Below are 21,232 nucleotides of genomic sequence, written 5' to 3'. Positions count from 1 at the left end.
CACCAGAAGTGGAGCAACACCATGGTTCTTCTCGACCTGCAGACCCTGGAGACCCCCGGCGGCGGCCACGGCGGTGGCGGCGGCGGCAGCACGCTGACCGTGCTCGGCTGCGAGTCCCACACGCCCAGCAACCTCAGCCTGGTCCTGTGCCACTGAGCCTCTCCTGAGGCCCCCTGTTCTCCCCCAGCTTTTCCAGCACAACTCCCAGAAGTGGAGCAACACCATGGTTCTTCTCGACCTGCAGACCCTGGAGACCCCCGGCGGCGGCCACGGCGGTGGCGGCGGCGGCAGCACGCTGACCGTCCTGGGCTGTGAGTCCCACACGCCGAGCAACCTCAGCCTGGTTCTCTGCCACTAGTAAGCGGATGCCCGGGACGGCCGGCGACGGCAGCCGTCCCGGGCATCGCCCTTTTCCAGGAGTCGCCGAAGGAGGAGCGGTGCGGACGGCGGATCGGCTGGTCGTGCGGACGCTGAGACACAGCGGTCCCTGGCTGTACGTGCTGGTGTTCACCTCCCTCGCGGGCTCCCTCGGCGAGCTCGCGCTCCCCTACGTCCTGGGCAGAACCGTCGACACCCTCGTCGCGGCCGGGCCCGCGAGCCGTACCTGGCTGGTGACCTGCGGGTCCGTCGTGGTCCTGATCGCGCTGTGCGACATCCTCGGCGTCTGGGCGGCCGGGGGCGGCGGCGCGCGGGCCACCCGGTGGCTGCGCCTGCGGATCCTGCGGCACGTGCTCGGGGTAGGCCCCGCGATGACCCGCCGTTTCCCCGAGGGCGACCTGGTCACCCGGATGGGCGTCAACGCCGACGAGACCGGGCGGGGGCCCGAGTCGATCGTCACCGGGGCGGCGCTGCTCGTTCCCACCCTGGGCGGCCTGGTCGCGCTCGTCCTCATCGACGTCTGGCTTGCCCTGACCCTGGTCGCCGGTCTGGTCCTCATCGCGCTCGTCCTGCGGGCCTTCCTCAGCACGACCACCTCGCTCGCCGGTGACTACCAGCGGACGCAGGCCGACATCGCCGCGCGCCTGGTCGACGCCCTCTCCGGGGCGCGCACGATCGCCGCGGCGGGCACCGAGGAGCGGGAACGCGCCCGGGTGCTCGACGCCCTGCCCCGGCTGCGCGCGCACGCCATGGACATGTGGCGGACCAACGCCCAGGCGGGGGTCAGGGCGGGCGCCGTGGTGCCGCTGCTTGAGGTGGCCGTGCTCGGCGTCGGCGGGCTCCGGCTGGCCGCGGGCGACCTCACCGCGGGAGAGCTGTACGCCGCCGCCCGCTACGTCGTGCTCGGCGCCGGGCTCGGCGCGGCGCTCGGCCACGTCGCCCGCCTGGCCAGGGCGCGCGCCGCGGCGGGACGCCTCGCGGAGCTGACCGAGGTGCCCGTGACCGCCCACGGCGGCCTGCCGCTGCCCGAGGGCCCCGGCACCCTGGAGCTGCGCGGCGTCAGCGCGGGTGTGCTCAGCGGGATCGACCTGGTCGTCCCCGGCGGCTCCTCGGTCGCCGTCGTCGGCAGGTCGGGAGCGGGCAAGTCCCGGCTCGCCGCCCTCGCGGGACGGCTTGCCGACCCCGAGGCGGGACGGGTCAGCCTGGACGGGGTGCCGCTGCCCGACCTTTCCGCCGAGGCGCTCGGCGCCGCCGTCGGCTACGCCTTCGAACGCCCGGTCCTGCCCGGGGAGACGATCTCCGACGCCATCGGCCTGGGAGTCGCCGACGCGGACGACCGCGAGAGCACGGTGCGCGCCGCCGCCCGCGCCGCGTGCGCCGACGGCTTCGTGCGCAGACTTCCGCTCGGGTACGGCACGCCGCTGCGCGAGGCCCCGATGTCCGGCGGGGAACGGCAGCGCCTCGGCCTGGCCAGGGCCTTCGCGCACGGCCGCCGCCTGCTCGTCCTCGACGACGCCACATCAAGCCTGGATACCGTCACGGAACGACAGGTCAGCCGGGCGCTGGCGGGCGAGCTGCGGGGCCGTACCCGGCTGATCGTGGCGCACCGGGCCGCGACCGCCGCCGCCGCCGACCTGGTCGTCTGGCTTGAGGAGGGACGGATGCGCGCCTGCGACACGCACGCCAGGCTGTGGCGGGACCCCGCCTACCGGGCGGTCTTCCAGGCCCAGGAGACCGTGCGGGCGGGCACGTCGTGAGGGCCGTGGGGGGCGGTCCCGTCCGCGGGGCGCTGCTGCGTGAGCCCCGCCTGCTGCTGAGGCTCTGCGCCTGGTCTGTGGCCGAGACCGCGCCCGCCCTCCTGGTCGGGCTGGCCGTGGCCAGGGCGATCGACGACGGTTTCGCCGCGGGCCGGGTCTGGACCGGTTTCGCGTGGCTCGCCGTACTCGGCGGGGCATGGCTGGTCGCGGCGGTCGGCGCGCGTCAGGTCGTGCTGACCGTCGGCGCGATCGTCGAGCCGTTCCGTGAGGATCTGCTCGGTCACGTCGTCGGCGGCGCGCTGCGCCGTTCGGCCGCGACGGGCAACGGTCCCGGGACCGCGGCGGTCGCCAGGGCCAACCTCCAGGTCGAGCTGGCCAGGGACGCCCTGGCCTCGGTCATCACGGTCGTCAGGTCCTTCGCCTTCACCGTGGTGAGCGTCATGCTCGGTCTGGGCGCCCTGGCCCCCGAGGTGCTCGTGCTGGTGCTGCCGCCGTTCGTCGCGGGCCTGTGCCTGTTCCTGGTGTCGCTGCCCGCGCTCGCCAGGCGGCAGCGGGAGTTCATCCTCACCGACGAGCGCACCGCGGAGTCGCTGGCCGACATGGCGGGCGCGCTGCGCGACATCACCGCCTGCCGCGCGGAGCGGCGGGTCGCCGACGACCTCGGCCGCCAGGTGCGGCTGCAGGAACGCGCAGGACGCGCCCTCGCCGGGGTGACCGCGCTGCGCACCGCCTCGCTCGCCGTCGGGGGCTGGCTGCCGGTGCTGCTGATCCTGGTGGGCACCCCCTGGCTGGTGCGCGGCGGCGCCGGGGCCGGGGTGATCCTCGGCGCCCTGGTCTACGTCACCCAGTCGCTGGCCCCGGCGCTGGGCAACCTGGTGCAGGGGCTCGGGATGAGCGGCGTCAAGCTGCGGGTCTCGCTTGAACGCGTCCTGCGTCACGGCGCCCCGCCCCTGCCCGCGGTGGAACGGCGCACCCCCGAGGACGCCGGGGTACGGCTGCGCGGCGTGCGTTTCGCCTACGGCCCGCACGCCGAGCCGGTGATCTCCGGCCTCGACCTGTCGATCGGGGACGGCGACCACGTCGCGGTCGTCGGGCCCAGCGGCATCGGCAAGTCGACGCTGGCCGCGCTCGTCACCGGGGTGCTGACGCCGGACGCCGGGGAGGTCCTGGTCGGGGGCGTCCCCGCCGAGCTGCTCGACCCGGCGAGCCGGGTGCTGATCCCCCAGGAGGCCTACGTCTTCCGTGGCACGCTGCTGGAGAACCTGACCTACCTCGCCGAGGCACCGGCGGAGGCCGTCGAGGAGGCGGTGGCCGCGGTCGGGCTGACCGCCCTGGTCACGCGGCTCGGCGGCTGCTCGGCCGAGGTCGACCCGGGGCTGCTCTCACCCGGTGAGCGGCAGCTTGTCGCCCTGGCCCGCGCCTACCTGAGCCCGGCCCGGCTGGTGATCCTCGACGAGGCGACCTGCCACCTGGACCCGGCGGCCGAGGCCGTCGCGGAGGAGGCCTTCGCCCGCAGGGGCGGCACGCTGCTGGTCGTGGCCCACCGGCTGACCTCGGCGAGACGGGCCGGGCGCATCCTCGTCATGGACGGCACCGACGTCCGGCTGGGGACCCATGACGAACTGCTCGCCTCGTGCCCGCCGTACGCGGAACTGGCGGGGCACTGGAACCCCGCGGAGACCCAGGAGCTCGTCCCATGATCTATCCGCCCGCCGAGCGGGAACCGGTCGTCGACGTTCTGTTCGGGCGGGCCGTACCCGATCCGTATCGCTGGCTTGAGGACGGGGACGACCCGAGGACGCGTGACTGGCTCGCCGCGCAGGACGGGCTGTGGCGCGAGCACGCCGCCACGCTTCCCGGGCGCGACGGGTGGCACGCCAGGGTGGCGGCGCTGACCGGGGCGGGGACGGCCGGGACGCCGATGTGGCGTGGCGGGCGGCGTTTCCTCCTGCGTCGCACGGCCGAGCAGGAGCACGCCGTACTGCACGTCGCGGGTCTGGGAGAGGACGAGAGGGCGCTGGTCGATCCCGGGGCGCTCGATCCCGCCGGGCTGGTCACGCTCGACCACTGGCAGCCGGACGCCGAGGGCCGGTCGCTGGCCTTCCAGCTTTCCAGGAGCGGTGACGAGCACTCGCACCTGTACGTCGCGGACGTCACGACCGGTGAGGTCCTGGACGGGCCGATCGACCGCTGCCGCTACTCGCCGGTGGCGTGGCTGCCCGACGGGAAGTCCTTCTTCTACGTGCGCGGGCGCCGGGTCTGCCTGCACCGGCTCGGCACCCCCGCCGACGACGACGTCGTGGTCCGCGCCGAGGAGCGGTCCTACGGCCTGGGGATCAGCGCGGACGGGCGCTGGCTCACGATCTCCGCGGCCCGTCCCGGCGGCAACGACCTGTGGCTGGCCGACCTGGCCGCCTCGCCCCCGGAACGGCCCGCGCTGCGGCCGGTCCAGGAGGGGACGGACGCGGTGACGGTCGCCGGGGTCGGCCCCGACGGCCGCCTGTACCTGCTGACCACCCGGGACGCGCCCCGGGGCCGCCTGTGCGTCGCCGACCCCGCGCGCCCCTCGCCCGAGGACTGGAGCGAACTGGTCGGCCCCGACCCCGAGGCCGTGATCGGGGACTTCACGGTCGCCGAGGGAGCCGGGGGGCCGGTGCTGCTGGTCGGCTGGACCCGCCACGCGACCGGCGAGATCAGCGTCCACGACCCGGCGACCGGTGGGCGGCTCGGCCTGGTCCCGCTGCCCGGTCTCGGCTCCGTCGGACGGATGTCCACCCGCCCCGAGGGGGGACCCGAGGTCTGGTTCACCTACACCGACGGCCTCACCCCGGTCGGCGTGCACCGCTACGACGCCCGGACGGGACGGACCACGCTCTGGGAGGCGGCTCCCGGTGCCGTCGAGGTGCCCTCGGTCGCGTCACACCGGCTGGTCTGCGTCTCCGCCGACGGCACCCCGGTGCGGATGCTCGTGCTCGCCCGCCCCGGCTCGGGTCCCCGGCCCACCGTCCTGTACGGCTACGGCGGATTCGGACGTCCGCTGGCGCCGTCGTACTCCAGCTACGTGCTGCCCTGGGTGGAGGCGGGCGGGGTCTTCGCGTTCGTCCAGGCCCGGGGCGGCGGCGAGGAAGGAGCCGACTGGCACAGGGCGGGCATGCTCGGCGCCAAGCAGAACACCTTCGACGACGTCGTGGCGGCGGCCGAACACCTCGTCGCCGAGGGCTGGACCACCCCGGAGCGACTGGGCGTGTGCGGGGAGTCGAACGGGGGCCTGCTGGCCGGCGCGGTGCTGACGCAGCGTCCCGACCTGTTCGCCGCCGTGGTCTGCTCGGCCCCGCTGCTCGACATGGTCCGCTACGAACGCTGGGGTCTCGGTCCCGCCTGGCGGGGCGAGTACGGCTCGGCCGACGACCCCGAGCAGCTCGGCTGGCTGCTGGGCTACTCCCCCTACCACCGGGTCGTGGCGGGGACGGACTATCCGGCGACGCTGCTGACCACCTTCGGCGGCGACACCCGGGTCGATCCGCTGCACGCCCGCAAGATGTGCGCTGCCCTGCAGTGGGCGACCTCGGGGGACGGACCGGTCGTGCTGCGCCACGAGGACGGCGTCGGTCACGGGGCCAGATCGGCAAGCCGGTCGGTTGACCTGGCCGCCGACATGCTGGCCTTCCTGGCCCGGCACACCGGTCTCACCCGTGGTTCAGGCGCGTGACCGGTAGCGGATCAGGCCGATCCGCCTGACGTCCTCCGGCCACAGCCAGCCCGCCTCCTGGGCGATCGTGACCGCCTCGACCCTGGTCCTGGCCCCCATCTTGGCGAGGATCCGCGACAGGTAGTTTCGGACCGTTCCTCCGGAGAGGAAGAGCCGCTTGGCGATCTCGTTGACCGGCTCCCCCTCCGCCGCGACCTTGAGCACCTCCAGCTCGCGGGCGGTGAGGGGGTTCTCCCTCGCGTGGAGGGCGGCGACTGCCAGTTCGGCGTCGATGACCCGCTCGCCCGCGGCGACCCTGCGCACGCAGTCGGCCAGCTCTCCGGCGGGGGCGTCCTTGACGACGAAGCCGCGTGCCCCGGCGTCGAGCGCGCGCCGCAGCGCGGCGGGGGTGGCCAGGCCCGTCAGCATGACGGCCTTGCACGAGGGCAGCACCCGGGTCAGCTCGCAGGCCGCGGACAGGCCGTCGGTGCCGGGAAGCCCGATGTCGAGGAGGGCGACGTCCGGCCTGGCCCGCAGGCAGCAGGGCACCACGTCGTCACCGTGACCGACCTCCTCGACCACCTTGATGTCATGCTCGGCGGAGAGCAACGCGGCCATCGCTCCACGAACGAGGTGCATGTCCTCGGCGATCAGGACGCTTATCACGGGTCGTGTCCCCTTTTCGGCGGGAAGCTCGTGTCTCAATTGCTCCGGATGTCACCCGCGGAAATCATTGTGCTACCCGCTGGAGCCGTTCGCCACCCGGATAGGCCAGACGAGTACCCACCCCACACGGATTAAGCCTCCCCGAGGACACGAATCCGAAAAATCGGAAAGCCGGAACGGATTTTCTCCCCCGTACCAGGCGAAAACCATCTTCTCCTGAGAGGCGCCCCCGGTCCAGGTCACAGCCGCACGGCGAAGGGTACGCATCCCCGCCCGCGGCCGCAAAATGGACCCGCGCCACAAACACCCCAAGGCCACCATAAATCGTTAAACTGGGAGATATCGGGAAATATCATGCATGAATGGGAATTCGTGTAGATCCATTATCCTCCGAGGGGTGGCCGAAACCATCCCCTTTCCGGTTGATCACCTTCGCGTGCCGTACGGTCCCACCGTGGGCGCCGGGCCGTACGGTGTCGGGGCCGTGATTGTCGGGGGGAAGCCTTACGGTAGGGCGCGTGCCAGAGACGAACCACGAGATCACGCTTGACTCGGCCCTCTCGGAGGAGGCCGTGCTCGCCACCTACCGGCGCATGTTCGCCGCGCTCGCGCGCGACAGCGGCGCCGTGGTCGACGACCCCGCGTTGGTCGACATCGCCGAGACGCTGTTCGCGGCGTTCGCCGAGGCGGGCGAGGAGTGGCTGACCCACGAGCAGATGCGGCACGTCTGCCGGGCCTACCCCCTCGATCAGTTCGAGAACCGCCTGCGGGTGCTCAGGGGCCTGGGCGCGATCCGCGAGGTCTTCCCCAAGCCGAACCAGCTCCGCTACCGGGCGTCGTTCACCAGCGTGGTCGGGCTGATGTTCGTCCGCCGGATGATGGACGACGGCGGCCAGTCGGAGATGCACCGGCTGCTCGCCCTTGAGGACCTCAACGTCGCCGACCCCCGCACGACCATGGAGGAGGCGCGGCTCAGCGCGCAGAACCTGTCGCGCGCCTTCAGGCTGTGGGCGCTGGAGCTGATCACGCTGACCAGCGGCACCATCGAGGAGCTGCGTGAGCAGGCGCCCAAGCTCTGGGGCACCGAGGAGATCGCCCGCAGGGCGCAGAGCCTGCACGCCACGATCCTGACCCGCTGGCCCGACCTGGACCGCACCTGCACCGAGCTGCGCGCCTCGATCTACTCCTACAGCGACGCCTCCCGCCGCGCCGCGGGCCGCCTCGCCGACTCGGCGGGCACGACGAGGAACCTCACCCTGCTGCCCGCGGAGACCTGGCGGACGTTCGCCCAGACCGCCCCGAGAGAGCGACTCGCCTCGGTGCTCGACGGGTTCGTCTTCGACGCCCCCGCGCCGTGGCACGATCCCGCGGCGATCGTCAGGGCCGTGGACGAGAGTCCCCGTCCGGCCCCCGCCCAGCCGACGCCGCCGCGTTCCGTGCTGCCCGACCCGGGCCCCGCCGACTCCCACGAGGCCGGTGGCGGCGGGCTCGACCATCTCACGGCCGTCGCGGAGGCGGCGCTCGCGGGGCGGTCGAGCGCCCGTCTTGAGGAGCTGCTCACCGCGGACGGCGAGTGGGTCTCCGCCCGCCGCCTGCTGGCCGACCTCGTCTCGGCCGACCTGCGTCCCGAGTCGCCCTACCGGCTGCGCTGGTCGGACGACCTCACCGCGGACCCGGAGGCGGAGCCGACGTGGCTCTCGCACGGCCTGCTGGAGAGGTCGGGCCATGACGCCTGAGCTGGCGCACGCGCGGGCCAGGGCGGACGGCCCCCTCACGCTCGACGCCGGTGAGCCCGCGCCCCCGGGGATGACCCGGCTGGACAACCCCGACGGGTCCGGTACGGCGCTGCCCGCCTGGCCCGACGGGGCGACGCCGTCCCTCCTCGATGAGTACCAGGTCGCGCCGGTGAACGTGGAGCGGGCCGGAGAGACGAGGCGGGTGCTGGCCGCGGCGCTGAAGTGCTGCTGGAGCGACCTGTCCGCCGACCCGTGGCCCGGCTCCCCCGCGCCGGTCGAGGACGTGCTGTCCGCCTACCGGGCGTTGATCGGCCGTGGCGACGACCTCATGCGCAACTGGGCGATCGGCGCGCTGCGCCGCCTGCACGACTCGGCCTGGCTCGACGTGGACGCCGGTCTCGTACGGCTCGGCCCCCGCTGCGCCTGCTGGCCTCCGGCCTCGCACGCCCAGCTCAGGGAGCTGCTGCGGCGCCTTCCCTCGGGGGAGGACGGCTCCGCCGGGCTCGACGTCCTGCCCACCCAGGAGCGGGCCGAGCCCCAGGTTGTAGAGGGGGCTGGCGTCTCGGTGCCCGACGGGGTGGACGAGGACCTGCTCACGCCCTTCGACGAGCGGCGCAGGGCCGAGATCGTGGCCGCGTTCATGGCGGTCGAGCACGCGGCCGAGCCCGTCGAGGAGGCGCGTTTCCCCGCGCTGCGCGACCCGGCGCCCCGCCGTACGGTCGCGGAGATGTTGCGGCGGCGGGGCCGTGTCCTGGTGCAGGACCGTGAGCGGTGGACCTCGGGTTACGAGGACGGCACGGCCATGCTGGTCGGCGCGTCCCTCGGGGAGGCCGAGCGCGCGGTGCTGGTGCTGGTGCTGGTCCACTCGGTGGCCATCCCCCGCGCCGACGGGCTGCTGCCCGCCGACAGCTGGCTCTCGCCCTTCCCCGCCCAGGCCGACGAGCTGCGCAGGCACACCAGGCTGCCGGTCGGCGAGCTTGACGCGGCGCTGCGGACGCTACGCCACGCGGGCCTGGTCGCGCAGGTCAAGGCGGGAGAGGAGGCCGGGGGTTACATCCCGGGGCCGCAGTTCCACCGGCTGACCCCGCAGGCCAGGCGCCGCCTGCAGGAGGAGCTGATCCTCGCCGCGGGACCGCACACCCCGCTGGCCGCCGCCGTGAGGGCCAACCGCCGATGAGACAGACGAAGGGAACGACAGGGGTGACCGAGCAGCCGGACAGCGCAGGCAGGGGGCCGGGGCAGGCCAGCCTGGTGCCCGTCGAGGCCAGGGCCGCGGCGCCGGGTGAGAACGTGGTCGGCGACCGGGTGCTGATCGCCGTGCAGGCGGTCAACATCTCCCGGCTGTCCACCCACCCGGTGCCGACGGTGCCGGGGACGCTCATCGTGGTCGCCGGGGCGGGGCCGAAGGACTCCAACGGCGCGGGCAAGTCCTCGTTCATCGCGATGATCACCGCGTTGCTCGGCGACGAGCAGTGGCGCTTCGCCTCGGGCGCCAAGGCGGTCTCCGAGCTGCTGTTCAACGCCGAGCTGGCCGCGGGCGGGGGCGGCAGGACGTGGGCCAGCGCCGACCACGGCTACATCGTGGGCGTCTTCGCGAGCGCCGGAGAGAGCGACGGGCTGGACGACGCGCTGACCGTGTGGCTGCGGGTCAACCAGGAGGCCCCGCACCTGGAGATCCGCTGGACGCCCGGGGTGTGCGTGGCCACGGCCGCCTCCGAGGCCGAGCGGGTGACGCGGGCCGACCACCTGTGGGCGACGCTGCCGCGCTCGGCGGGCCGCAGGGACGTCGTCGCCCGCGACCTGACCAGGTTCCTGTACGGCGACCGCGTCAGGTGCGTGTCGTTCCTGTCCACCTCGGTGCGGAGCAAGATCGCGACGAACCTGCTGTCCCAGCCGCTCAACGAGATCTCCCCCGAGCGGGTCTTCGAGGCCATCGCCGCGCTGACCGGGCTGGACACCGAGCTCGACCAGGAGCGCGACGCCCGGCGCGACGAGCACGCCAGACGGGTGCGGGCGGCACGGGCCGCCGAACTGCTCAGGGAGTTCGAGGACGAGTCACGGTCGCTGCTTGAGACCTTCGACAGGCGCGACCGGGCGAGGGTACGGCTGGCGGAGAGCACGCGCTGCTGGCGTGGGCGGCTGGCGCGCAGGCTGGCCGACGCCGCGCGGCGGGACGAGGCGCTCGCCGCCGACCTGGAGCGGGCGCTCGCCGAGGGTGAACGGGCGGCCGAGACCATCGCCGAGGTGAGGGCGGAGATCGCGACCCTGAAGGACGACACCCTCGACCGCGGCCTGGCCGAGGCCCGCAGGGAGCTGACCGCCCTCCAGGCGCGTACGGCCAAGCTGGACGCCGACCGCGCGGTCGCGGAGAACGCGGTGGACGAGCTGCGCGGGCAGATCCCCGGCCTTGAGGAGCAGCGGCGACTCGCCGACGGCCGTGACGTGCGGACCGCGCAGGGCGAGCTCGAACAGGCCAGGCTCAGGCTCAACGAGGCGCTGAAGGCCCTGGGCGTCGCCGACCGCGAGGCCGAGGGGGCCAAGGCGGCGCTCGACGACGCCGAGGGCGGCCCCGCCGCGGCGCAGCTCAACGCGCTCGCCGCCGCGGGAGTCGAGGCGAGCGGCCTGCTCGACGCGCTCGACGTCGCAGAGCACGCCAGGGACGACACGGGTGACCTGGCCGGACGGGCGGTCGCCGCGGCGCTGGGCGCCCGTGGCTGGCCGAGGGAGCACGCCGTGGTCGTGGACGCCGCCGACCTGGCGTCCGCGGCCCGGGCGCTGGACGCGCTGCCCGGCTCCGTGCTGGTGAGCGCGGCGGGCGTCACGGTCGTCGGGGCGTTCGAGGCGGTCACGACCGGCAGGGAGGCGCGCATCAAGGCCGCCGAACTGCGGCTGCACCGGGCGCGTGACGCGCAGGAGGCGGCCGCGGAGGCGGTGCGCGCCGCCGAGGACGGCGTCGCTGAGGCGGGCCGGAGGCTGGAGGGCGCCAGGGCGGCCGTACGGCTCGCCGACGTCGAACGGCGGCTGGCCGAACGACGCGAGGCGCTCACCGGGCTCACCGAGGCGCTGGCCGAGACCGGGCCGAAGGTCGGCGACGCGGAGCGGCGGGCGGGCGCCCTCGACTTCCGCGCCAGGACCAGGAACATGGAGATCGAGCGCCTTGAGGGCCGCAGGGCCGGGCACGAGGCCGAGCGCGACCGGGCGGCGGAGCGGGCGGCCACGGTCACCGCTGAGCGGCGGGCGCTCGGCATCGAGGCGCTGGCCGCCGAGTGGGGCGGCACCGTGGAGGGCGCCCGCGAGTGGCTGACGGCGCTGGGCGAGCAGGAGTCCCCGCTGACGGCCGAGGAGTGGTGGCGGGCCGCGGAGCGCCGCCTCGACGAGGCGCTGCGCGACACCTTCCCCGGCGAGGACGACGAGATGCCCGAGGAGCTCGCCTTCCTGGTACGGCAGCGCACCGAGCCCGGCGCCGGGCGCACCGCCCGTGAGCAGGCGACCTTCCCCGGCGTCTGCGCCGCCCTGGCGTCCTACCTGCGCGGCCAGGAGGAGTACGAACGCCACCAGCGCCGTCAGATCGAGTCCCAGCTCGCCACCAGGCAGCGCGACCTGGCCGCCGCGGCGAAGGGCGCCGAGGAGGCCGCGCAGTCGACCACCGTGCACCGGGCGGCACTGAGCGCGGCGATCAGGGCGCGGCTGACCCGGGTCGCCGAGGAGTTCGACCGGCTGGACACCTCCTACGGCGGCTACGGCGCGACGCTGGAGTTCCCGGTGCCGCCCGCGCCCGCCGACCCCGAGCAGCGCTGGGCGTGGCGGGTCACCCCCAAGTGGCGCAGGGGCGAGGGCCAGGGCTTCGTGCCGTACAACCGGCGGGCCAACACGGCGCTGATGGACGAGAAGGCGGTCAAGCTGGTCTGCGCGGCGGCGATCGCCTCCTCGGGCGGCGGCCACCTGTGCCTCGTCCTCGACGAGCTCGGCCGCAACCTGGGCAAGGAGCACCGCAGGGAGGCCGTGGCGCTGTTCAGGAAGATCGGCGAGACCTACGGCATCACCGTGATCGGCGCGCTCCAGGACGACATGGAGCCCTACGCGGTCGACGCCTGCGGGCAGTACATCAAGCTGCGCCGCTCCTCGGACGCCATGCCGTACAACGAGCCGCCTGTGATCGTCGGCCATGACAATCACGCGGAGCGGGTGCGGGCGCTGGCCACCGCGGTGGCCAGGCGGACACCGGAGACGGACGGTGCGGAACCGGCCGTGGGGGACGAACGGTGAGAGAGGGGCGGCTGACCGGATAACCTCGCAGGAGGTACGGCCGGTGGCGGCCGGGAGGGTCAGGGAGGATCGGTGTCGGCGTCGCCGCTGGATCGGACACCCCCGAAGCACGACCTCTACCGGGCGATGGCGCTGGCGCTGCGGGTCGGTGAGCTGCTGCTCGGCAGCGGCGAGAGCACCGAGACGGTCTCCGGCGCCATGCGCAGGATCACCAACGCCTACGGCGTGCCGCACTGCGAGGCGGACGTCAACCTGTCGGCCATCACGCTCTCCCACGTCCCCTCCGACGGGAGCGTCCCGGTCACCGCCGAGCGCCGGGTACGGCGCCGCCTGCCCGACTACGACCGGCTGATCGCGGTCCACGAGATGATCAGGGAGACCTCGGGCGGGTCCGTCCCCCTTGAGGAGGCCGAATCCCGGCTACGGAAGATCACCCGCCGGGTCCGGGTCTATCCGGACTGGTTCCTGATCACGGCGCTCGCGCTGATCGCGGCCTCGGCGAGCATCCTGGTCGGCGGTGGCGCGCTGGTCGCCGCGGCGGCGTTCGCGGCGACCGTGCTCGGCGACCGGGCCAGCGCCTGGCTCGCCAGACGCGGCGTCGCGGAGTTCTTCCAGCTCACGGTCGCGGCGATGCTCGGCTCGCTGGTCGCGGTGCTGATGGTCGCGCTCGGCGTTCCGGTGCGGGCGGAGGCCGTGGTGGTCGGCGCCGTCATCGCGCTGCTGCCCGGACGGCCGATGGTCGCGTGCGTGCAGGACGGCATCGCGGGTGAGTACGTCACGGCGACCGGGCGGCTTTTCGAGATCTTCTTCATCCTGACCGCGATCATCTCCGGCATCGGCATCACGCTGTACGCCGCCGTCCGCCTCGGGGTGCCGCTGACCGTCGAGGACGTGCCGTCCGCGCCGCTGCTGATCAGGCCGGAACAGTTGCTCGGGGCCGTCGGGGTGACGCTGTCGTTCGCCGTGGCGCTGCTCGTGCCGCCGCGCCACCTGCTTCCCGCGGCGCTCGGCGGCGTGCTGGTCTGGATGGTCTTCGTGCAGCTGCACGTCTGGCAGGTGCCGATCATCCTGGCCACGGCCGTCGCCGCCGCGGTCGTCGGCCTGTACGGCGGCGCCTACGCCCGGCGCGCCAGGGTCCCCTCGATGGTGATCACGATTCCGGCGATCGGCTCGCTGCTGCCGGGAACCGCGCTCTACCGGGGGATGCTTGAGGTCAACCTCGGTCACGGGGCGGCGGGTCAGGAGAGCCTGCTCCAGGCGCTCTCCACGGCGCTGGCCCTGGGCGCGGGGGTCATCCTCGGCGGGGAGATCGTGCGCGCGGTCACCGGCTCCGACCTGACCAGGAGGGTCAGGCGCCGGGGTGGCCGTCCCCGCGCGTTCATCAGCCGCCCCGCGGCCCGCCGTACCCGGGGCTACTGAGCGGGTCAGCGACCCTTCCGCACGTGAGCGGTGATCTCCTCCCCCTCGGACAGGTCGAGCGGCCCGGTGCTGTCGGGCGGGGCGACGCCGAGGGCGACGGCCAGGGTGCGGCCGTGCAGGTCCAGTGTCGCCTCGCTCAGGTCGGTGAGCTCGGCCATCGCGGTCCTGGCCCGGGTCCATCCGGTCAGGCCGACGGCCAACGCGATCAACAGCGCGGGCCACCACAGCGCTCCCAGGAGGAGGTAGGGCGGCGTCCAGGCGGCGATGACCACGGTGACGGCGAACTGGCCGTTGGCCGCGGCGAGTTCGGCCCGCACGGTGTCGGGCAGCACCAGCCACAGGCGCGGCCAGCCGAAGCCGAGGTCGAGCCCGTAGCGGTTCAGGGCGATCTGCTCGACCGCCGCGACGCGGTCGCCCATCCAGGTGGGTCTCGTGGGCGTGGCCGGGGAGAGCCGGTTGACCCGGTGCGCGATCATGTCGATCTCGGCCTGCCGGGCGGGCGGCCGGTTCGTCTTCGGGTACCGCTTCTGCAGTTTCCTGCGCGCGGTCACCAGCCGGTCCCACCGCCTCGCGCGGGCCGCGGTCCGTCGTCTCTCGGCCCAGCGCAACCCGGGCGGCCACCGGCCGAGCCACCAGGCGCGCACCGGCCCGGTGAGCGCCTGCACCACCAGCCCGGCTCCGCCGGAGGCCAGCAGCAGCCCGGCCGCCGTCAGTGCCTGCACCGGGCCGGGCGACCGGCCCAGGGAGGAGCCGAGTGCCGTGACCTTCGCGGCCAGCAGGTCCGGGTCAACGGCGTGGGCGTGCCCGAGTTGCAGGCCCGCCCACGCGCAGGCGACGAACAACAGCCCGGGCAGGGCGAGCAGCCCGACCCACCGTTCCGCCAGCTTCTTCGCCAGTTCGCCGAAGAAGTCGCCCACGGTGTCAGCGCCGGCGCATGGGCAGGCCGGTGATCTGGCAGCGTGGCACGGGTCCCGCGGGGACGGTGTCCGCGACCCGGTCGCACGCGTGGTCGGGGCAGCCGAAGCTCTCCTCGTCGGCCCGTCCGGCCCCGGCTCCCGGCAGCCCCGCGCCCAGTCCCCGCTCCGTGCCGGTCACGCCGGTGCCCAGAAGCTCGCCGAGCAGTTCGAGGATCGGGCCGCGGGTGCGTGCCTCGGTCTCGATCCTGGACAGCAGCGACCGCTTCTCCTCGGGCTCCACGGCGCACAGCGCCCGCAGCGCGGGCAGTTCGTCGCACAGCATGCTCAGCGCGCGCCGTTCCGAAGTGTCCATCTGTTCCTTTTCCACGAACGGGAACGTTATCCGCAATCCTCGGCGGAGCGTCACCCGATCCTCCTGATTCGCCACCTTCGCCATGTCGCTGATTTCAGCATTCCTGGGATTGCGTCGTGGCTAGGATTCTTTGGGTGGAGATCGACCCATGTGCGGAAGTCGCCTTGGACGCGGAACGATACCGGGCCGTCATGCAGTGGGCGTTGAAGGACCACGGCCCACTGGATGGCTCCGCGCACATCCAGGTCGGCACGCTCGCCGGTGAGGGCTGGTACGTGCGCCACCTGGGGTTCGGCGGCCGGCGGTTCGGCGACAAACAGGCCGCCTGGAACGCCATACGCGAACTAATGGGCCGACATAAGGGACGTTGGGAGCAAATCGCCCTCAACTCCGGGCCATTCTCCACGGTGTTTCGTCCCGACGGTTCGCGGGTCCTCTACGACATGAACGACGACGCGTGCCTTTACTCGTACTGGGGCCGTCGAAAGGACCCGCTCTGGGAGAGATTCTCCACCGCGATCGCCTCGGGCACGACGTCACGGAGAACCGAGACCCACTCGCTTTTCGGCGGATACATCGAGCTGGTCGAGTACGACGATCCGCTGGACGGGAGCAGGCGCCACGCCGTCATCACGGCCCGCGACCCGGGCTCGGACTACCGGGTGGTCGACCACCCCCAGCGGAGGCGGGCCGAGGCGGAGTACGAGAAGGCCGTGTACGACAACCTGGACGAGGACTTCCCCTACCAGGTCTGCGACATCCCCTCCGTGCCGGTCGACCGCAGGTCCAGGCCTCCCGAGGGCCTCACCGTCCTGTCCTCCGGGACCATCCTCGACTCCGACGACCTGGACGCCTACAAGCGCATGTACCTTCCGCCGTCCCGCGTGGAGTGGCCGAAGGCAGCCATCCCCGCCGTCCCACCGGCCCCGGTGAGCGGGATGACGGCCGAACCCAGAGACTGGGGCCCGGCCGAGGTGAAGGTCCGGGACGTGACCCCGGCGGTGTGGGGCGGGACAGATGGCGAACTGCGCCCCAACGCCCTGGCCCTGGCCACGCTCCCCGACGGCAGGCAGCTGCTCGCCTCGGGCCACGACGGCGCGGCCCACATCTGGAGCGTCGGCGACGGCCGGAGCGTCCGGACGTTCTCCGGGCACAGCGAATGGGTCCTGGCGGTCGCGCTGACGGTGCTCGGCGACGGCAGGGTCGCCCTGGCCACCGGCGGCAAGGACGGGCTCGCCCGGCTCTGGTCGGCCCGCGAGGGCGACGCGCTGCAGGAGCTCGAAGCGCACCGCGGCCCCGTCAACTCCGTCGCCTGGGCCTGCCCGCCGGGTGAGGCGCCCTTGCTGGTCACGGGTGGCGACGACGCGACGGTGCGGGTCTGGGACGTGGAGACCGAGCTGGACATACGGACCTTCCAGGTCGGGGTAGCGGGCGTCGAACTTGTGTGGTCGGTCGCCGCGACCGTTCTCTCCGACGGCCACGTGTGCGTGGTGGCGGCGGCCGAGGACATGGAAGCTGCGGCCACCGTACACGTCTGGGACGCCACGACCGGGCAGAAGTCGCACGAGTTCATCATCGAGGGTGACGGCCTCGCGTCGGCACCGCCGAAGGTGGCGGTCGCGTCCCTGGCTGACCGCTCGTTCCGGATCGCGGCCGTCGCCGGATCCGTCGTACGGGTCTGGGACGGTCACACCGGCCAGGTGGTGCGGACCCTGTCCGTGCCGGAGGACGGTGGCGGGGACGTCGCCCTCGCCGTCCTGCCCGACCTGCGGGTGGTCGTCGCCGCGACCGGCGGCCGAGAGACCCTGGCCTGGGACGTCGAGTCGGGCACCGTACTCGCCAGGCTGAGGCACGAGGACAACGGCTTCCGCACATCCGTCAGCCTCGTGGCCCGGCACGACGGCGCGCTCCTGCTGGCCACGGGCAGGGAGAACGACAGCCCGGCCCGTGTCCTGCGGCTGGACATCCGGTGGTAGCCGCCCGCGACGGCCGGAGGGAACGCCCCCGATGCCCATCGACGACCTGACCTGGCGGGTGGAGAAGCTGGTCGACGAGTACCGGTGGACCGGCGACACCGAGACGATCCTCGGCGCGGAGGCGAGCGGGGACGCCGTGGCACTGTGGAGAGCGGTGCGGGTGGTCGATCTCGACACGTCGTCCCCCTCGCTGGACGCGCAGTTCACCGCGGCGAGCACCGCCCTGGGCAGGCTGCACTACTGGCGTTACCGCGAGTCCTCCGGGGAGCGGAGAAACGCCGAGCTCGCCAGGGCGCTGCTGTGCCTGGAAGCGGTCTCCGACGACGTCCACCGCGTCCCGGCGGAGCTGAACCCGCTGGTCGGGCGGTTCACCGACCCCGACGCCCAGGCGGACACGGCCCTGACCCTGCTGCGCGCGTCGGCCTCCGGACCGGATCCCGCCCTGCTCGACGCCGGCATCCTGCTGCTGACGCCCGCGGCCGCGGCGTCGCCGAGGCGCAGCCCCCTCCGGGCCGCCAGGCTGTCGCACCTGTGCCTCGCCCATCGCCTGCGTCATGAACGCGACGGTTCGGCGGCCGACCTCGCCCAGGCCGTCAGCACGGGTGAGGAGGCCGTGGCGATCGCGGCCGAGCACGGCACCGACGCCCCCGCGTCGTGGTCCCGTCTCGCCTTCGCCTACCGGTGCCGGTATCGGCTCCACGCCGACCCCGCAGACCTGCGACGGGTCATCGACCTGTTCGAGCGGGTGCTGGCGCTGTCCGGTCCGCGCGCGGCCCTGCTGTCGGATCTGGGAACGGCCTACCGCCTGCGCCACGAGCACACCGGCGACCCCACACACGTCGAACGGGCGGTGGCCCTGTCCGAGCAGGCGGCGGCGCTGCCCGAGGGACGGGCCGACCCGTCCGTGCTGGCCGGTCTCGGCGCCTGCCTGCTGTGCCGCTACGAGCGCTCCGGGGCACGGGCGGACCTGTGGCGGGCGGCCGAGATCAGCGAACGGGTCGTGGCCGCCCTGCCTGAGGACGACCCGGAGCGCGCCACCCACCTCGTCGCCGCCACGTCGGTCCTGCTCAGAAGGCACGAACGCAGCCGGGCGCTGGAAGACCTGAACCGCGCCGTCGAACTCGGCGAGCAGGCGTTGTCGGCCCTGCCCGAAGAGGACCGGCGCCGGGCCGATGCCCTCGGCGGCCTCGCCGCGGCGCTCCACCGGCGCTATCTGAGCGCCGGGTCCGACACCGACCTGGACCGCGCGGTGACCCTGGGCGGCTGGGCGCTCGCCGCCGTCCCCGCCGGTCACCCCGACCGGGCCCGGGCGTCCATGGACCTCGCGGCCGTCCACCTGACGCGCCACGCGCGCACCGGCGTGCTGGCTGACGTGGCCCGGGCCATAGAACTGGGCGAGGAGGTCCTGGCGAGTACGGCCGCCTGCCCGCCGAAGTGGCTGTCCACGCTGGGCGGCGCCTACCAGCAGCGCTATCCCACCACGGGCGCCGTCTCCGACCTGGACCGGGCGATCGACCTCGGCGAGAGGTCACTGGCCGCGACCGGCGAGGACGACTTCGCGCTCGCCGGTCGCCGGGCCCGGCTCGCGACCGCCTACTGGCGCCGCCACGGACACTCGCCCGGCGGCCCGGCAGACGGCACGACAGACAGGACCGACCTGGACCGGGCGATCGACCTGGGGGAACGGGCCGTGGCCGGTACCCCCGACGACCACGCCGACCTGCCGGGATGGCTGGCCGGTCTCGCCGCGGCGCGGCTGGCCCGCCATCGTCTCGGCGGAGCGCCCGAGGACCTGGACGCCGCCGTCGGCCTCGGCGAGCGGGCGCTGGCGATCGTCCCGGAGGGCCACCCCGGCCGGTCGCGGCTGACGGCCGACCTGTGCGACGCCTATCTCGAACGCGTCACCGGCGGGGGGCCCTCGCCGGATCCGGAACGGCTGCGCGAGCTGGCCGGGACCGTGTCCGGGACACGCACGGCGTCCCCGGTCGACCGGGTCGCGGCCCATCACGCGGTCGGCGCGCTGGCGCAGGCCGCAGGGCAGACCGGGCTCGCGGTGACGATGCTGGACGCCGCCGTCACGCTGCTGCCCTCCGTGGCGCCAAGAGAGGCGGGCTGGGCCGACCAGCAGCACCGGATCGGCGAGCACTTCGGTCTCGTCGGCACGGGAGTGGCCGCGCACTGCGCGGCGGGCGACCCGGCGGGCGCGGTGGAGATCGCCGAACTGGGCCGTGGCGTGCTGCTGGCGAGCCAGGCGAACACCAGGGTCGACCTGGTGGAGCTGAGGAACCGCAGCCCCCGTCTCGCCGACAGGTTCCGCTGGGTGTGCGACCGGCTCAACACCCCGGACTTCCCCGCCGACGAGCGCAGGCGCTGGTGGGCCGACTACGACGCCCTGCTCACCGACATCCGCGCGCTGCCCGGCCTTGAGGACTTCCTGGCGGTGCCGCGACTGGCCGACCTGCGGCCCGCAGCGGCGGGCGGTCACGCGGTGCTGGTCAACGCCGGTGGCGACCGCGGCGACGCCGTCGTCATCCGGGCCGACGGCGCCCCGGTCACGATCGAGCTGCCCGGCCTGCGCCTGGCCGAGGTCGAGGCTAAGGTCACGGCGCTGCTGACGGCCGTCGAGAGCGGCTTCTCGCTGGCGGGTGTGCTGCTCAGGCGCCGGGTGGTGGCCGAGGTGCTGGGCTGGCTGTGGGACACCGTGGTCGCACCGGTCGTGGAGACGCTGCGTTCCCGCGGCGGCGCGCCGTACCGGGTGTGGTGGCTGCCCACCGGGCTGCTCGGGCTGCTGCCGCTGCACGCCGCCGGACGCCCCGGAGAGCCCGGAGCCCTCGACGTCGTGGTCTCCTCCTTCGTGCCGTCCCTGCGCTCACTCAGGCAGGCCCGTAACCGCCCGCCGGGCGGGCGCCGCAGCGACCTCACCGTCGCGTTGCGGCACACCCCTGGACTGCCGGAGCTACCCGGGGCCGCGGCCGAGGCCACCGTTCTGGGCGGCGCGGCGCTCGTCGACGGGCAGGCGACCGCCGATCGCGTCCTCTCCGCCCTCGGGCGGTCGACGTGGGCGCACTTCGCCTGCCACGGGATCGTCGATCCGGCCTCCCCGGCCGAGAGCGGTCTGCGGCTGCACGACAGGACGCTACGGCTGCCCGAGATCGGCGGGTTACGGCTGGCCGAGGCGGAGCTCGCCTACCTGTCGGCCTGTTCCACCGCGAACCACGGCACCCGCTACGCCGACGAGGTGCTGCACCTGGCCTCCGCCTTCCAGCTCGCCGGTTTCCGGCACGTGGTGGCGACCCTCTGGCCGCTGGCCGACGAGGTCGCCGTCAAGGCCGCCCGCTCGTTCTACGGCGAGCTGCCCGGCACCCCGGTCGCCGACGAGGCCGCGGCCGTCCTGAACAGGGTCACCCTCGGTCTGCGCGAGGAGCACCCGGACCGCCCCGACCTGTGGGCCCCGTTGATCCACAGCGGCCCCTGACGCGTCCGGCCCTCACGACCGCCGGTTCCCCGCCCGCAGGCCGTCCATCACCAGGGTGAGGAGGCGTTCGGCGGTGTCGTCGTCGCAGTGCTCCCCGGCCCAGGCGACCGCGTTGACGAGTTTCGTCAGGTCGGCCCCGGTGACGTCGTCGCGTACGGCTCCCGCCCGCTGGGCCGAGGCCAGCAGCGCGTCCCCACCGACCCGGACCCGTTCGCAGGCGCCGTACAGCTCGGAGGCCGGGTCGTCGAAGCTGCTCATCAGCGTCGCGGCCAGCCCCCGGTAGACGGTGACGTGGGCCATCAGGTGACGCGTCCACTCAAGGAGCGCCTCCCCCGGGGAGCCGGAGCCGAGCAGTTCGCGGGCCCGCGTGTCGAGGCCGGCCAGGCTGTCGTGGAGCACCGCCTCAAGCAGCGCCCTGCGGGTGGGAAAGTGCCGGTAGAGGGTGCCGATGCCGACCCCCGCGGTGCGCGCGACCTCCTCAAGGGAGGCCTCCGTGCCCTGCTCGGCGAAGGCCGCGTGCGCGGCGGTCAGCAGCCGCTCGTAGTTGCGCCGCGCGTCGGCGCGCATGGGGCGCTGGACCGTCTCCACCTGGCTCCTCGCTC

Annotated in this window: 15 protein-coding genes; 11 read left to right on the top strand and 4 right to left on the bottom strand. The window is 74.1% G+C overall.

What is annotated here, in order from left to right; genetic code table 11:
- Nucleotides 1-21 precede the first annotated feature (21 nt).
- The 5 genes from FHS44_RS18405 to FHS44_RS18385 all read left to right on the top strand — a co-directional run bounded on the left by FHS44_RS18405 (nucleotide 22) and on the right by FHS44_RS18385 (nucleotide 5,844).
- On the top strand, nucleotides 22-156 hold the full coding sequence (locus tag FHS44_RS18405) for a SapB/AmfS family lanthipeptide (protein ID WP_184716188.1): 135 nt from the start codon (nucleotides 22-24) through the stop codon (nucleotides 154-156).
- A 67-nt stretch (nucleotides 157-223) separates the two neighbouring features.
- Entirely contained in the window at nucleotides 224-358 is a 135-nt protein-coding gene (locus tag FHS44_RS18400; RefSeq protein ID WP_184716188.1) for a SapB/AmfS family lanthipeptide, read from the top strand.
- Between the two features lie 79 nt (nucleotides 359-437).
- Nucleotides 438-2,135: an ABC transporter ATP-binding protein gene (locus tag FHS44_RS18395; protein WP_184716186.1), complete on the top strand. Its 1,698-nt coding sequence runs from the start codon at nucleotides 438-440 to the stop codon at nucleotides 2,133-2,135.
- Complete coding sequence (locus FHS44_RS18390; protein WP_312863708.1) at nucleotides 2,132-3,835, top strand: ATP-binding cassette domain-containing protein; 1,704 nt, start codon at nucleotides 2,132-2,134, stop codon at nucleotides 3,833-3,835. The genes FHS44_RS18395 and FHS44_RS18390 overlap by 4 nt, the downstream gene beginning before the upstream one ends.
- Complete coding sequence (locus FHS44_RS18385; RefSeq protein ID WP_184716184.1) at nucleotides 3,832-5,844, top strand: prolyl oligopeptidase family serine peptidase; 2,013 nt, start codon at nucleotides 3,832-3,834, stop codon at nucleotides 5,842-5,844. Before FHS44_RS18390 ends, FHS44_RS18385 begins: the two co-directional genes overlap by 4 nt.
- Here FHS44_RS18385 and FHS44_RS18380 read toward each other — a convergent pair.
- Nucleotides 5,833-6,489, bottom strand: coding sequence for a response regulator transcription factor (locus FHS44_RS18380; RefSeq protein WP_184716182.1), 657 nt, complete (start codon nucleotides 6,487-6,489; stop codon nucleotides 5,833-5,835). The two genes, FHS44_RS18385 and FHS44_RS18380, sit on opposite strands and share 12 nt — an antisense overlap.
- Nucleotides 6,490-7,007: 518 nt before the next feature.
- Here FHS44_RS18380 and FHS44_RS18375 point away from each other — a divergent pair.
- From FHS44_RS18375 to FHS44_RS18360, 4 genes are all read left to right on the top strand, one after another.
- Nucleotides 7,008-8,225: a hypothetical protein gene (locus FHS44_RS18375; RefSeq protein WP_184716180.1), complete on the top strand. Its 1,218-nt coding sequence runs from the start codon at nucleotides 7,008-7,010 to the stop codon at nucleotides 8,223-8,225.
- Nucleotides 8,215-9,402 carry a hypothetical protein gene (locus FHS44_RS40195; protein WP_221460937.1) on the top strand — a complete coding sequence of 396 codons (1,188 nt, stop codon included), beginning with the start codon at nucleotides 8,215-8,217 and terminating at the stop codon, nucleotides 9,400-9,402. The genes FHS44_RS18375 and FHS44_RS40195 overlap by 11 nt, the downstream gene beginning before the upstream one ends.
- A gap of 23 nt (nucleotides 9,403-9,425) precedes the next feature.
- Nucleotides 9,426-12,491 (top strand): coiled-coil domain-containing protein, encoded by a 3,066-nt coding sequence (locus FHS44_RS18365; RefSeq protein ID WP_312863706.1) that lies wholly within the window; start codon nucleotides 9,426-9,428, stop codon nucleotides 12,489-12,491.
- A gap of 72 nt (nucleotides 12,492-12,563) precedes the next feature.
- Nucleotides 12,564-13,910, top strand: coding sequence for a threonine/serine exporter family protein (locus tag FHS44_RS18360; RefSeq protein WP_184716178.1), 1,347 nt, complete (start codon nucleotides 12,564-12,566; stop codon nucleotides 13,908-13,910).
- A gap of 5 nt (nucleotides 13,911-13,915) precedes the next feature.
- Here the strand turns inward: FHS44_RS18360 and FHS44_RS18355 are convergent, their stop codons facing one another.
- Complete coding sequence (locus FHS44_RS18355; RefSeq protein WP_184716176.1) at nucleotides 13,916-14,827, bottom strand: hypothetical protein; 912 nt, start codon at nucleotides 14,825-14,827, stop codon at nucleotides 13,916-13,918.
- Between the two features lie 4 nt (nucleotides 14,828-14,831).
- On the bottom strand, nucleotides 14,832-15,179 hold the full coding sequence (locus tag FHS44_RS18350; RefSeq protein ID WP_184716174.1) for a hypothetical protein: 348 nt from the start codon (nucleotides 15,177-15,179) through the stop codon (nucleotides 14,832-14,834).
- Between the two features lie 164 nt (nucleotides 15,180-15,343).
- On the opposite strand from FHS44_RS18350, the gene FHS44_RS18345 reads away from it, so the two are divergent.
- Both FHS44_RS18345 and FHS44_RS18340 read left to right on the top strand, forming a co-directional pair.
- Nucleotides 15,344-17,155: a WD40 repeat domain-containing protein gene (locus tag FHS44_RS18345; RefSeq protein ID WP_221460936.1), complete on the top strand. Its 1,812-nt coding sequence runs from the start codon at nucleotides 15,344-15,346 to the stop codon at nucleotides 17,153-17,155.
- Nucleotides 17,156-17,186: 31 nt separating this feature from the next.
- Complete coding sequence (locus FHS44_RS18340; protein ID WP_184716172.1) at nucleotides 17,187-20,630, top strand: CHAT domain-containing protein; 3,444 nt, start codon at nucleotides 17,187-17,189, stop codon at nucleotides 20,628-20,630.
- A gap of 12 nt (nucleotides 20,631-20,642) precedes the next feature.
- On the opposite strand, the gene FHS44_RS18335 is transcribed toward FHS44_RS18340, so the two are convergent.
- Entirely contained in the window at nucleotides 20,643-21,218 is a 576-nt protein-coding gene (locus tag FHS44_RS18335; protein WP_312863705.1) for a TetR/AcrR family transcriptional regulator, read from the bottom strand.
- Nucleotides 21,219-21,232: the final 14 nt, after the last annotated feature.

The organism is Streptosporangium saharense (assembly GCF_014203715.1).
Lineage (GTDB): Bacteria > Actinomycetota > Actinomycetes > Streptosporangiales > Streptosporangiaceae > Streptosporangium > Streptosporangium saharense.
Note: the sequence above shows the minus strand (reverse complement) of the source record. Positions and strands in the feature narration are given on the sequence as shown.